This is a genomic window from Mycobacterium sp. GA-1841, assembly GCF_001954135.1.
Taxonomy (GTDB): Bacteria; Actinomycetota; Actinomycetes; order Mycobacteriales; family Mycobacteriaceae; genus Mycobacterium.
In genome coordinates, this window is sequence record NZ_MBEQ01000029.1 from 59,618 (window position 1) to 72,368 (window position 12,751).

Annotated in this window: 14 protein-coding genes and 2 pseudogenes; 9 read left to right on the plus strand and 7 right to left on the minus strand. The window is 67.4% G+C overall.

Features of this window, described 5'->3' with window-relative positions:
- Positions 1-16: 16 nt before the first annotated feature.
- The 4 genes from A5740_RS08830 to A5740_RS08845 are packed head-to-tail and all read right to left on the minus strand — an operon-like array spanning position 17 to position 4,919.
- On the minus strand, positions 17-439 hold the full coding sequence (locus A5740_RS08830; RefSeq protein WP_076193240.1) for a Zn-ribbon domain-containing OB-fold protein: 423 nt from the start codon (positions 437-439) through the stop codon (positions 17-19).
- A 5-nt stretch (positions 440-444) separates the two neighbouring features.
- Positions 445-1,665 (minus strand): thiolase family protein, encoded by a 1,221-nt coding sequence (locus A5740_RS08835; protein WP_076193241.1) that lies wholly within the window; start codon positions 1,663-1,665, stop codon positions 445-447.
- A gap of 9 nt (positions 1,666-1,674) precedes the next feature.
- Positions 1,675-3,915, minus strand: coding sequence for an acyl-CoA dehydrogenase (locus tag A5740_RS08840; RefSeq protein ID WP_076193242.1), 2,241 nt, complete (start codon positions 3,913-3,915; stop codon positions 1,675-1,677).
- Positions 3,912-4,919, minus strand: a complete 1,008-nt coding sequence (locus tag A5740_RS08845; RefSeq protein WP_076193243.1) for an NAD-dependent epimerase/dehydratase family protein — start codon at positions 4,917-4,919, stop codon at positions 3,912-3,914. Before A5740_RS08845 ends, A5740_RS08840 begins: the two co-directional genes overlap by 4 nt.
- Positions 4,920-5,031: 112 nt before the next feature.
- Here A5740_RS08845 and A5740_RS08850 point away from each other — a divergent pair, with 112 nt between their 5' ends.
- Positions 5,032-5,625 (plus strand): TetR/AcrR family transcriptional regulator, encoded by a 594-nt coding sequence (locus A5740_RS08850; RefSeq protein ID WP_083653979.1) that lies wholly within the window; start codon positions 5,032-5,034, stop codon positions 5,623-5,625.
- A 6-nt stretch (positions 5,626-5,631) separates the two neighbouring features.
- Here the strand turns inward: A5740_RS08850 and A5740_RS08855 are convergent, their stop codons facing one another.
- From A5740_RS08855 to A5740_RS08865, 3 genes are all read right to left on the minus strand, one after another.
- A complete protein-coding gene (locus tag A5740_RS08855) occupies positions 5,632-6,300 on the minus strand; it encodes a GNAT family N-acetyltransferase (RefSeq protein WP_076193244.1) in 669 nt (222 codons plus the stop codon).
- 15 nt (positions 6,301-6,315) lie between these two features.
- On the minus strand, positions 6,316-7,710 hold the full coding sequence (locus A5740_RS08860; protein ID WP_076193245.1) for a PepSY domain-containing protein: 1,395 nt from the start codon (positions 7,708-7,710) through the stop codon (positions 6,316-6,318).
- Positions 7,711-7,803: 93 nt separating this feature from the next.
- Positions 7,804-8,343, minus strand: coding sequence for a hypothetical protein (locus A5740_RS08865; protein ID WP_076193246.1), 540 nt, complete (start codon positions 8,341-8,343; stop codon positions 7,804-7,806).
- 34 nt (positions 8,344-8,377) lie between these two features.
- On the opposite strand from A5740_RS08865, the gene A5740_RS08870 reads away from it, so the two are divergent.
- From A5740_RS08870 to A5740_RS08900, 8 genes and pseudogenes are all read left to right on the plus strand, one after another.
- Positions 8,378-9,085: a class I SAM-dependent methyltransferase gene (locus A5740_RS08870; RefSeq protein ID WP_076193247.1), complete on the plus strand. Its 708-nt coding sequence runs from the start codon at positions 8,378-8,380 to the stop codon at positions 9,083-9,085.
- Positions 9,013-9,240: pseudogene (locus A5740_RS08875) on the plus strand (polyketide cyclase); the annotation flags it as partial. The gene A5740_RS08870 and the pseudogene A5740_RS08875, both read left to right, overlap by 73 nt.
- 27 nt (positions 9,241-9,267) lie before the next feature.
- A complete protein-coding gene (locus A5740_RS08880; protein ID WP_076193248.1) occupies positions 9,268-9,753 on the plus strand; it encodes a peroxynitrite isomerase in 486 nt (161 codons plus the stop codon).
- Positions 9,750-10,994, plus strand: coding sequence for a lipase LipE (gene lipE / locus A5740_RS08885; protein WP_076193249.1), 1,245 nt, complete (start codon positions 9,750-9,752; stop codon positions 10,992-10,994). Before A5740_RS08880 ends, lipE begins: the two co-directional genes overlap by 4 nt.
- A gap of 9 nt (positions 10,995-11,003) precedes the next feature.
- Positions 11,004-11,159 (plus strand): DUF3379 domain-containing protein, encoded by a 156-nt coding sequence (locus A5740_RS28260; protein ID WP_139335019.1) that lies wholly within the window; start codon positions 11,004-11,006, stop codon positions 11,157-11,159.
- Positions 11,093-11,542: pseudogene (locus A5740_RS08890) on the plus strand (carboxyl transferase domain-containing protein); the annotation flags it as partial. The gene A5740_RS28260 and the pseudogene A5740_RS08890, both read left to right, overlap by 67 nt.
- Positions 11,543-11,602: 60 nt before the next feature.
- The gene (locus A5740_RS08895) at positions 11,603-12,040 is read left to right on the plus strand and encodes a DUF4383 domain-containing protein (RefSeq protein ID WP_076193252.1); all 438 of its coding nucleotides are present in this window, start codon (positions 11,603-11,605) and stop codon (positions 12,038-12,040) included.
- A gap of 296 nt (positions 12,041-12,336) precedes the next feature.
- Positions 12,337-12,735: a heme-binding protein gene (locus A5740_RS08900; RefSeq protein WP_076193327.1), complete on the plus strand. Its 399-nt coding sequence runs from the start codon at positions 12,337-12,339 to the stop codon at positions 12,733-12,735.
- Positions 12,736-12,751 lie beyond the last annotated feature (16 nt).

Consider the following 12,751-nt stretch of genomic DNA (forward strand, 5'->3'; position numbering starts at 1 on the left):
CTGCCAAGTGATGTGATCAAGCCCGCGTGTAGCGCAGCATCGTGACACCCGCTCCGGCAAACGCTTCCGGCTGGTCGCAGAAGACGGGTTTGACCCGCATCCCGACGCTGAGGTTGTCCGGCTCGATGTCCACCATCTCGGTGGAGAACCGCGGTCCCTCATCCCATTCCACGATCGCCAGCATTTGCGGAACCGCGTCGGCGAAGTGCGGACCGACCGGGCGCCGGGCCACGGTGTAGGAGTACAGCGTTCCCATCCCGGAGATCTCGCGCCACTCGAGGTCATCGGCCAGGGTCCGCGGGGCGAGCACCCGTGGGTAGAACACGTAGGCCTGCGTCGACGGCGAGTACTGGATGACGATGCGGTGCTGCGCCAACGCATCCCAGAACGGCGCACTGGTAGGGGTTTTCACCGGCAGGGGCCGGGCGAATCCGTTCATCGGTGTCAGTCGCCTTCCAGGATCAGGGTGGTTTGCTCCGACAGGATGCCGCCATTGCCGGAGACGAACGCGCGATCACAGTGGGCCACCTGAGCCGCACCGGCCCGCCCCATGATCTGACGGGTCGCATCGCATACGTGGTGCATGCCGCCAGCCAATCCGGCCTGGCCGAAACCGAGTTGGCCGCCGGCGGTGTTGAGTGGGAAGTCGCCCCGGAAGGTCAGGTCGTGATCGGAGACGAACGACATGCCCTTGCCCTTCTCACAGAACCCGGCGTCCTCCAGGCTGAGCAGGACCGTGATGGTGTAGCAGTCGTAGATCGACACCATGTCCATCTGGCTGCGGGTCAGCCCGGTCATCCCGAACGCGGTGTCGGCCGCCTTGCGGATCGGGGTGTCCAGGAGGTTCTCGGCGTACGTGGGGGTCTTGAACGGCACGTGCTCGCCAAAACCCTTGACCCACACCGGCCGGTTGCGGGCGCGGGCGGCCACCTCGGCGCCGGCCACGACGACCGCGGCCCCGCCGACACACGGCATGACGATCTCCAGCATGTGCAGCGGGTCGGCGATCACCGGACTGTTCAGCACGTCCTCGATGCTCAGCGGGGTGTCTTTCCAGATGGCGCCTTCGGTGTGGTTGGCGTTGACGCGTTGGTCCACCACGATCTTGGCCATCGCCCGCTCGTCGTAGCCGTACTCGTAGGCATAGCGCTGCGCCACCTGCCCGTACGGGCCGTTCTGGCCCAGATTGCCGTAGGGGATCTCGAATTCGGCCTGCGGAGAGCCGAATTGGTTGCTGGACGAACCGAAGAACACCGCGTCGCTCAGGGTCGGCGGTTTGTGCTCCGAGCTGTGGGTGATGTAGCGCGCCGGCAGCGCGCACAGCACCACGTCGCACAGGCCCAGCTCGATCGCGGCTGCGGCCCGCCACACCATGCCCGCGGCGCTGGCTCCACCCAGGTCGACCAGTTCGGCGAAATTGGCTCGCACGCCCAGATACTCGGCCACGGTGGACGGCACGAAGATCTCGGATTCGCCGAGATGCGAGGTGACGATGCCGTCGACCTGCTCGGCCGACAGACCGGCATCCTCCAGCGCGGCCGCCGACAACAACGCCCACTGCTCCAAGGTGAACGGGGCCGGCGCCGCTTTGTTCATCCGCTCCGGCGGCAGCTCGACGTAGCCGACGATCGCGGCTCCGCCCTGCAGTCCCCTATGCGCTCCCATACTCGCTCCTCACTTACGGGGCAGACCCAGGATCATCTGGGCGATGATGTTGAGTTGGATCTCGGTGGTGCCACCGCCGATCAGCTCGGCCGGCAGGTCCAGATAGGGCGACACCACCGCGGGGCTGCTGTCCTGTTCCAGCGCGAGCGGCCCGGTGAGGCCGAGGGTGAGCTCGGCGGCCCGGCGCAGCATCACATTGGTGGCCACCTTGGCGATGCTCGACGCCGGCCCCGGTGGCTGACCGTCGAGCAACCGCAGGGTCTCGCGCACGCCCAAAGCCTTGAGCGCGTTCGTGTATGCGTCGATCTCGCCGATGGCGTGCCGGATCGGGTCGGGATCGGGGCTACCCGCGACGAGTTCGCGCAGCGCACCCATCCGATCGATGTTGACGTAACCGCTGATCGCCACCCGCTCATGCGCCATGGTGCTGATCGCCAACTGCCAGCCCGACCCTGGGTCGCCGAGCAGCATCTCGTCGGGGATGAAGACGTCGGTGAGGAACACCTCGTTGAACTCGGCCCGCCCACTGGATTGGGTGATCGGCCGGAATTCCACGCCCGGCGAGCGCATGTCGAGAATGAAGTAACCGATGCCACGGTGCTTGGCGGCGTCCGGATCGGTGCGGGCCAGCAGCGCGCCGAAATCAGCTCGATGCGCCAGCGACGTCCAGATCTTGTGTCCGTTGATGCGCCAGCCGCCCTCGACCCGCTCGGCCCGGGTGCTCAAGGATGCCAAGTCGGAGCCGGCACCGGGTTCGCTGAACAGTTGGCACCACGCCAGTTCGCCGCGCAGGGTGGCGGGTACGAAACGTTGTTGCAGTTCGGCCGATCCGGCCGCGATGACGCTCGGCAGAATCCACTCGGCGATGCTCACCGACGGCCGCACCAACTCGGCGCGCCGTGCGAACTCCTCGGCCACGATCAGCTGCCGGCGCACACCGGCGTCGAGCCCCCACGGCGCGGGCCACTGCGGGGCGATCAGTCCGGCGCCGGCCAGCAACTCGCGTCGGGCGCCGACGGTGAACTCGGGATAATCACCCTGTTTTCCGAAACCGTTGTCGGACAACTCAAGTGCACGGTCCAAGACCTCGGCGACCCGAGCCCGGAAATCCGCGTCAGCGTCGCCGAGATTCACCGTCACGTCGCGCGTCGCGGTACCCGACAGCTCACCGAGTGCCCGGGTCCACCGTGATACCGGGCCGATCGAGGCGGCCAGACTCGTGGCCCGCCGCCAGTACAAGTGCAGGTCGTGCTCCCACGTGAAGCCGATGGCGCCCAGCATGGTGAGCGCCTCGAGCACCAGACCCGGACCCGGCATGACCGCCATCACCGCGGCCGAGCAGGCGGTGAGGCGGTGCTGGTCGGCATCGTCGGATCCGCTCAGAGACCGCACCGCGTCCCAGGCCGCTGCCGTGGCCAGGGCACTGTTCACCAAAAGCATTGCCGCCTTGTGCTGCAGAGCCTGGAACGTACCGATCGGTTTGCCGAATTGTTCCCGGGTGCGCAGGTGCTCGGTGACGGTGTGCACACACCACTGCGTGATGCCGGCGGCCACCGACGCGGTGAACGCGACCGTCACCGCCGTCACCCGATCGGCGTCCATCCCGGTCAGCACCGCCGAGGCGGACACGGACTGGTCCTGAAGATGCAGGACGCCCAGATCCGTCGTCAGATCGGTTCCGCGGCGTGATTCCACCTGTCCGGCAAGGGGTTCCAGCGCCGCCCACCGGAGAACACCAGTCTCATCGCGGAAAGGCACCACCACACGCTGCGCCGAGCAGACACCCAGGGCCAGTCCGGACGACCCGGTGAGCCGCCAGCCTTCTCCGTCTGGCCGGCCCCGGATGTCGGACCAATGGTCGGACACCACAACCGCCGGGGTTCCCGCGGCGATCTCCTTGAGCAACGTCTCGGCCGCGGTGCCCTGCTCGGCATCCAGGACGGCCCCGGCGATCGCCGTGGTGAGCAGCGGTCCGGGCAACAGAGCGGCTCCGGCGGCCTCCAGCACGCAGGCCATGTCTTCGAGCCCACCGCCTTGCCCGCCCACCGATTCCGGTAGGTGTACGGCATGGAAACCGCCGTCCACCAAGTCCTTCCACCAGGACGGCAGGTTTCCCTCCGCCAGGTCGGCCAACGAGGAACGGGTCCCCTCGACCGGGGCGTGCCGGGCCGCGAACCGTGTGACGGCCTCACCCAGTTGCTGTTGCTCGGGTGTGACGGCAATGGAGACGTGGCTGGAGGCGTGGCTCATGCGCGCCGCCTCGATGCATATCGGCCGGAGGCGAAGAACCGTGCACCCTCGGCGATGGATTCAGCCACGGGCCGCGGTTGCCAACCGAGTTCACGTACCGCCTTGCCGTGATCCATCGGCGACATGATGTGCATCAACCGCACGGTCAGGGGGCTGAGCTGGTTTTCTTTCTTTCGCAGGCGCGCCAATGGATCGACCACCGCGCCGGCCGCCGCCAGCAGTCCGATCGGCACCCCGCGCCCGCGCGGTTCGACATCGACGGCCGCACAGGCGGTCCGGTAGATCTCCTGGGCCGTCATGAAGCGTTCGGACACGATGTAGCGTTCCCCGACCCGGCCCTTGTCACCGGCCAGGATCAGTGCCTCGGCGGCGTCGGCGATACCGACGGTCTCGGCCGCCGCGCCCCTCACATAAAATGGCATCTTTCCGCGAACCGCGGCGGCCACCAACCGTCCGTGCGGCGTCGGCAACCAATCACCCGGGCCGTAGGTGTTGGAGACGCACATGGCCACCGCGGGCAGCCCGTGCTCGCGGGCGTACCGCAGCACCATCTGCTCGGCCAGCACCCTGGTGTGGACATAGTCGCCGCCGACGTCGAGCCAGTTGTTCGGCAGATCCTCAGTGGCCAAACCGGTTTCGGCGACACCGATCGTGGCGATCGAGCTGGTGAAGACGAACTTGCTCAGCCCTGCCTCTACCGCAACATCCAGAACCTCTTGGAGCCCTTCGATATTGGTGTGCCACAGCGGAGCCGGATCATGCAGCCAGGCCCTGGCGTCGACCACGCAGTAGTACACCACGTCGCAGTCGTCCATCGCGGCGCGCACCGACTCGGGGTCGAAGATATCGCCGTACACCCGCTCCACGTCGAGATCGTCGATCGCCCGGGTGGAGCTGGTACTGCGGATGAGCACTCGCACGTTCTCACCGCGTTCGACGAGCCGCCGGGCGACATGCGAACCGAGGAACCCGCTGGCCCCCATGACCAGTTTCTTTGTTGCCATGCGCCCTTGCGTTCGTCGTCCCACTCGTTTACGAGACGCTCCGTCTCGTCTTGTGGGAGACTACGGCGGGTAGCTTTCCGTGTAAAGATCCCAGCGACGGACCGACGAGGACATGCCGATGACGCGCTCTGCGAACGAGGTTTCGCCACCGCGGCGGCGCAGCGAGAAGTCGCGGGGGGCGATCATCGACGCCACCCGCGCATTGCTGCTGGAGCGGGGTTTCGACGGGTTGAGCATCGAGGCCGTCGCAGCGCGGGCCGGAGTTGGCAAGCAGACCATCTACCGCTGGTGGCCGAGCCGGCCGGCCCTGGTCGCCGACGTCCTGTTGGAGGACGCCGACAAGATCCTGGCCGCCATGCCGCGCACAGACGACGTCACCGCAGACCTGGTGTCGTGGGCCGGCACGCTGGCCGCGGCACTGACCACCAAACGCGGCAACGCCATGCTGCGCATCCTCACCGCGGCATCGCTGGAGCACGAGGACACCGCAGCCCGACTACGGGCGGGTTTCAGCCGACCGCTGCTCGATTCCGTGCGCACCCGACTGCTGGCCGAACACGTCGATGCCGACCTGGCGTCAGCGGCGGCCGACGCCCTGCTCGGCGGCGTGGTCTATCCCGTCCTGTCCGAGGGACGCGACTACTCCCGACAGCGTGCCGAGACCATGGCCCGCGCCATCGTCGTGAGCCTGCAGTCCGGCGGCTGAGACGGCTCAGGCCGGGGGTTCGGCGCCCGGCGCCCGCACCACCATCGGCACGGCCGGGAAATACGTCGCCATCTCCGAGCGGCACTTACGCAGGGCCGCCGTTCCGTACCCGCGCTTGCGGAACTCCGGCCGGACCCAGATCCGGACGTTGACCTCGCCGTGGGTCAGCTCGCCGAACACCATGCCGACCTTCTGGTCGCCCTCCAGCGCGACGAACCAGGCCGCCTCCTCGGCGTACACCCGGTCCAGCGCCGCCTTGATCTCGTCGTCCACATCGGCCGCGGGAGCCCCGCTGCCGTCCCCGGACGATTTCACGTCGGCGGTCCTGGCCTCGAAGATGTCGCGGTCGTCGGGGGCCTGGAATGCCCGCAGCTCCAACGACTCGCCCGAGGCGGCCGGCCGCTCGGCGACGGTGAAGCTCAGCTGGCTGTTCAAGTCGTCGAGTTCGGCGGCGATGCCACGCCGGGAGTCCTTGGTGATCTGGGAGAACGACAACCCCACCACGGCCTCGGCCGCCAGATGTGAGGTGCCGAGCAGGTCGGCAACTGCGTTGACGGCGGCCGGGCGATCGTCGGCTTCAACGATCACGTCGAGGACCTCGTGCCGCCGGTTGAGGGCATTGAGCAGAGCGTCGGCGATTTCGCGCCGGGCCGCGGCTTTATCGTGATCGGTCATACCCGCGAGCGTAGATCAGCAACGTGAAGTGCGTGCGATCCTGGCTACCAGCACGTCCACGACCAGGAAGGCCAGCAGGCTCAGCCCGAACAGCGGCAGAGCCCAGCCGAGCGCAACCGCGACCGCCAGGACGGCGGCAATTCCCCAGACCGGCAGGCGACGGATCGCTCCGCGCAGCGGTGGCCGGCCCACGGCCCAGTCCGAACCGCGGGTGGGCCGGCGTTGCCACCACATCCGATATCCACGAACGATCACGGTGATCAGACCGATCATGGTCAACGCCAACACGATCTGATTGGCGACGCCGAACAGCAGGCCCATGTGGGCCTCGATGGTCCACTCGGTGAGCTTGGCCAGCAGCGGCCACTGCGCGAAGTTCACCCGGTCGGTCACCGCACCGGTTTCCGGGTCGACGGCGATCTCGTCGTAGCGGGTGGGCCAATCACGTTTGCGTTCAGCCACTTTCCAGCCCTGCCCCGCTTCGGAAGGCGGGTACATCCACATCGGCCCACGTAGGCCGGCCTGCTCGGCGGTCTGCAGCACTGTGTCGGCACCGCGCAGGTCCGCCGGGCCACCGTGGTGGCCGTGATGCGCCGCTGTCGCACCTGTGGGCAAGCCCGTGTGGATCGCAGGTGCGGTGGTGTTTAACTTCGCCTGAATGGCGTTGACCGTCTCGCCGCCGTGACGGGACCAGGTGATACCCGACACCGACAACGCCAGCAGGACCGCCACGATCCACACCCCTACCGCACCGTGCCAGGACAGCGTGCGGCGTCGTCCCGAGGCAGCCCGGTCCGGCACCACCAGATTGCGCACCGTGCGGTTCTCGCGGCGCCGCATGACCCACAAGGCCAGCCCGGCCAAGGCGATCACCCACATCCAGCTCGCGGCCAGCTCGGAGTAGTTGCGGCCGAGCGCACCCAGATGCAGGTTGCGGTGCAACTCGTCGAACCAGGCCCGCACCGGCATCCACTGCCCGTAGGTGGTCAGCGCGCCTTGCACCTCACCCGTATAGGGGTCGACGAAGACCGTGCGCGAGTACTCCGGTGGAACATCGTTGAGCGCCGGGTCCAGCACCAACCGAATCTGGGTGGTCTCGTCGGGCTCGACGGGCGGCCGGATGCTCTCGACCGTGCCTTCCGGGTGAACGCGACGGGCCGCGGCGATCTGGTCGGCCAACGGCAGACGTTGGGTGCCGACGTGCTCGACCGTGAGCTCGTCGCGGTGGACGACGGTGTCGATCTGTGGGATCAGCGCATAGAGCAGCCCGGTGACCGCTGCGATCAGGATGAACGGTCCGACGAACACGCCGGCATAGAAGTGCAACCGCACCAGCAGCGGGCGGAGGGAATGGGTGGTGACGGGCGGAGGGAATTCTTCGCGCAGTTGATCGTCGGGGGTGGTGGTCATGGAAGGCCTTCAGGTGAAAGGAATGTGAGAAGCGCACGCGCGCAACCGATAACAGCCCGTCAAACCGACGGACTCAGATGAAGGTGCGGGCTGTCAGCCCATGCCGGACACCGACGGTGGTGCCCGCATTCCCAGACCGGCGCGCAACAGAACAGGGCGCGCCGCAACCACATTCGAGCGCCATCGGGGTTGACGCCCCGACGCAGGGATCCGGAGGGTGGCAAAGATGCGCAGCCAGCACAGCACCGACGCGCAGATCACGTAGAGGTACTCGGCCGCACCGATCAGCAGACCGAGGGCCACCGCGGCGCCGACGTGCATGCCCACCATCGGGGCAGTGAACAGCGACCCGCCGTGGTGATGCCCGCCGGCCGTGGCCAGCGCGAGGTGGCCGAGCAGCTGGCCCACACCCAGCCCGGCGATCAACAGACCGCTCCTGGCGGCGCGGGTTTCCGGGTTCAGTCCGCCGACGGCGGCACCGAGTGCCGCACACAGCAGCAACAGCACGATCAGCGGGCTACTCGCCGGAGGCAGTCCCCCGGCTGCGGTATGGGCGACTGTCGCGGTGAGCGCCGAACACGCACCGACCAGGCCGCCACGCAACCGCGCGGCCTGCTTGACGGGCGTGCTCACCTGCGAAATCTTACGGTTGCCTAGAGTTGGCGCGGTGGGCGGCCGGGTGTATGAGCAGTACGAGTTGATCGCCGATCAGTACGCCGAGACGTTCGCGGGCCAGTTCGACGAGCGGCCGTTCGATCGCGCCGTCTTGAGGTCTTTCGCCGATCTGGTGACACAGTCCGGCGGCCGCTCGGTGCTCGACGCCGGTTGCGGGCCCGGCGAGGCCACCGCCGAACTTGCCGACTGTGGCCTGTGCGCCGAGGGCGTCGACGGTTCTGCGGCGATGGTTTCCCTGGCGAGCCGACGATGGCCTCAGCTGAGGTTTCAGACCGCCGACATGTTCGGCCTCGCACACGCCCCGGGAAGCTTCGACGCAGTGTGCGCCTGGTACTCGATCATCCACACCCCCGCCGACGCCCTACCCGAGCTGTTCACCGGATTCCGACGGATCCTCACCGACCCGGGCTGGCTGCTGCTCGCATTCCAGACCGACGGGGAACCGGGTATCTACGAGCAGGCTTTCGGCCGGGACGTGGCGCTGACATTCCTGCGCCACGACACCGCCACCGTCTGCGCTGCATTGGCGGCCTCCGGGTTCACCGTGTACGCCACGACCAAGCGAGCGCGACAAGCACACCTGAATGAGCCGACGGCTCAGGCCGTGGTCATCGCGCATACTCGCCGGCCATGGGCGCCACCAGCTGGATCGAGGTCACCATCACCGATGCCGGTGAGGATTGGGCCACCTTCACGCTAAACCACATCATGCACGCGGCCGACGACGACGAGTTCTGGCTGCAGTTCGGTCCCGGGGCGGTCGGAGTCGGTTGGGACTCCGCGCTTCTGGGCCTCGCCGGATATCGCAGCGGCGGCGACCGCATCACGCCGGAGGGGAGCGCGGCCTGGGCAGCCACCTGAGCCGGGCCGTACCCTGTCGTTGTGCCTGACCTCCACCCGAACCTGACCGTGCTGGCTCCCTTGCTCGGCACCTGGGCCGGGCCCGGAGCCGGTGAATACCCGACGATCGAATCGTTCGAATACCTCGAGGAGATCACCTTCGGCCACGTCGGCAAGCCGTTCCTGACTTACAGCCAGCGCACCAAGGCCCGCGACGACGGTCGTCCACTACACGCCGAGACCGGATACCTGCGGGTGCCCGAGCCCGGTCGCGTCGAATGGGTACTGGCCCACCCGACCGGCATCACCGAAATTCAGGAAGGCACCGTGCACGTCGCCGACGGACGCATCGACCTGGAGCTGGCCGCGTCCACCATCGGCCTCACCGCATCAGCCAAAAACGTTGCGGCACTGTCCCGCTCCGTCCATGTCGAGGGCGATCAGCTGAGCTATGACCTGCAGATGGGTGCGGTCGGCCTGCCGCTACAACATCACCTTTCCGCCACGCTGACCAGGAAAACCGTATGAGCCAACCAGCCCCGACCGGCAAGATCGACCTCCCTTCCGACCTGGACGCTGTCACCGACATCGGCGACGAGGATCATTCGGAGATCGATCCCCGGGCCATCGAACGGATCTGGGAATCGGTCCGGTACTGGTATGGCGCGGGGCTGCACCCGGCCATCCAGGTGTGCCTGCGGCGCAACGGAAAAGTAATCCTCAACCGCGCGATCGGGCACGGCTGGGGCAATGGACCCGACGACGGGCCGGATGTCGAGAAGATCCCGGTCAGCACACAGACCCCGTTCTGCGTGTACTCGGCGGCCAAGGCCATCAGCACCACCGTGGTCCACATGCTCGTCGAGCAGGGGCACTTCTCCCTCGACGACCGGGTCTGCGATTACCTTCCGACCTACACCAGCCACGGCAAAGACCGCACCACGATCCGGCACGTCATCACCCACAGCGCCGGGGTCCCCATCCATACCGGGCCGCGTCCCGACGTCACCCGCGTCGACGACAGCGAATACACCCGCGAGCAACTGGCGCTGCTCAAACCTGTGTACCGGCCGGGCCTGGTGCACATCTATCACGGACTGACCTGGGGCCCGCTGGTCCGCGAAATCGTCTCGGCCGCCACCGGCCGCAACATCCGCGACATCCTCGCCGAGGAGATTCTCGACCCGCTGGGATTCCGCTGGACCAACTACGGCGTCAAGCCCGACGAGGTTCCGCTGGTGGCGCCCAGCCACGTCACCGGCAAGCCGCTGCCGGCACCGATCGCCGCGGCGTTCCGGGCCGCGGTCGGCGGGACGCCGGATCGCATCATCCCGCTGAGCAATACGCCGCTGTTCCTCACCAGTGTCATCCCGTCGTCGACCACGGTCTCGAATGCCGACGAGCTGTCACGGTTCGCCGAAATCCTGCGCCGCGGAGGCGAACTCGACGGGGTGCGGATCATGAAGCCGGAGACACTGCAGGCTGCGACGGCGCCGTGTCGGCGGATGCGCCCGGATGTGGCGACCGGACTCAAGCCCATGCGCTGGGGCACCGGGTACATGCTCGGCGGAAAACGCTTCGGACCGTTCGGCCGCAACACGCCTTCGGCATTCGGGCACACCGGCCTGGTCGACATCGCGGTGTGGGCCGATCCGGCGCGACACTTGTCGGCAGCCGTCGTCAGCAGCGGTAAGCCCGGCGCGCACCGCGAGGCGAATCGCTATCCCGCGGTGCTGGACCGGATCGCCGCCGAGATCCCGGTCAGCTAGGAGTCGTCCGTGCCCGACGTTCCCGTGCCCGACGATCTCGCCGAACTGCTACGCCGCCGGGCGCTGACGGAGGACGCCGGCCGGCCCGACGCGGTCGCCCGGCGGCCGAGGCCGAGGCCCTGGTACGGCGTGGCTCCCGGCTGCTGGTGGCCGGTGCTGCGCTGACCGTGCCGCTCGTCGCGGTGATCTTGCGACGTGGCTACGGCCTGGGCGCACAGGCGATGTGCGGAGGTAGTCTCCACGAACCGCTGCTGACGGTGGCGTGGCCGGGCGCTCACCTCGGCCCGATGGGCCTGGAGGGCGCCGTCCGGCTGGGGATGCGCAAGGAACTGGAGGCCATCGCCGACCCCGACGAGCGCGAGCAGGCGGTGCGCGCAGCCACCGCGGCGGCCGAGGAGAACGCGCGGGCGCTCAACTCGGCCTCCATGTTCGAGCTCGACGACGTCGTCGATCCGGCCGATACGCGGGAGCTGATCGCTGCCACGTTGGCCGCGGCCGCGCAGCACGAAACGCCCGCGCCCCGTTCGCGGTTCATCGACACCTGGTAGCCGCTGCAGCCGGCTTTCGCACCATTGACTACACGCTGTAGTAGACGTAACGTCCCCGGCATGCGGCGGTGGAGTTTCGCACAATGGGGATTGCTGATCATCTCGCTGTTTCATGTGGTGCAGGCAATCGTCGGTTTCATTGCAGAACCGAGTTTCGCCATCGGTCCGGACGCGCCGACAACACCGATTCTGGGCATGGACTACAACGGCTGGCACGCCGTGGCCGGGTTGACGCTGTTCGGTCCGGGCCTGATTCTCTGCCGGCGAAAATCGTGGGCCGTGCTCTATCTGCTGCTCGCCGCGATGGCCGGAGCGCTTCCCGGACTCTGGGCTTTCTTCTCCAATCAGGTGGCGTACGTCTTCGCCTTCCCCAACAACACCACCGATGCGATCGTCCATCTGGCAACTGCCGCTGTGATGCTTACGGTGGCAGGAGTGCAGATCCACCACGATGGCGGGCTCCGCAACTCCCTGGCCGAGCTAACACTCAAGCGGTGACCCGACAAGTTAGCTGGACGGGTACCCATATAACGATTTGGTTACCACGCTTCCGGCGCCAGATCACGATCAATTAAGAATGCCGGGCGGTCTCTGAGACTATTCAAGATCATCGGCGGCAATTCTTCGGTATTGAGGCGCAATTCACCCTGATAGGGCGTAACGAAACAACTTCCGTCACATTGGTTTCAATCGGCAGATGTTTTGCTCGTCGGCATTGCGGCTACTTTCGATTTCGGGCGGGGATCACCGCGATCACCAATCGCGACCCATCACTAATGCCAAAGGAAATGATCATGAAATTCACTGGTACCACCGCGCGTCGTGGAATTGTCGGTACGTGTGCCGCCGGCCTGCTCGGCGGTGTGGCTGCGGCGATGATCGGCGCTCCGACGGCAGCGGCCGCACCCGACTGCAGCGCCAGCGGGGTGGCCGGCACCGTCAGCAGCACCACCGGCGCCGCGCGCGCATATCTCGACAGCCACCCCGGCGCCAACCAGGCCGTGACCACCGCGTTCAGCCAGCCTCGCCCGCAGGCCGCGGCGACGCTGCGCGGTTACTTCACCGCCAACCCGCAGGAGTACAACGACCTGCGTGGAATCCTGGCGCCCATCGGGGACACCCAGCGTGCGTGCAACGTGACCGCGCTGTCGCCGGAACTGTCCTCGGCTTATAACGAGTTCATGGCGGGCTAAACCGCTGGGCCTCGGC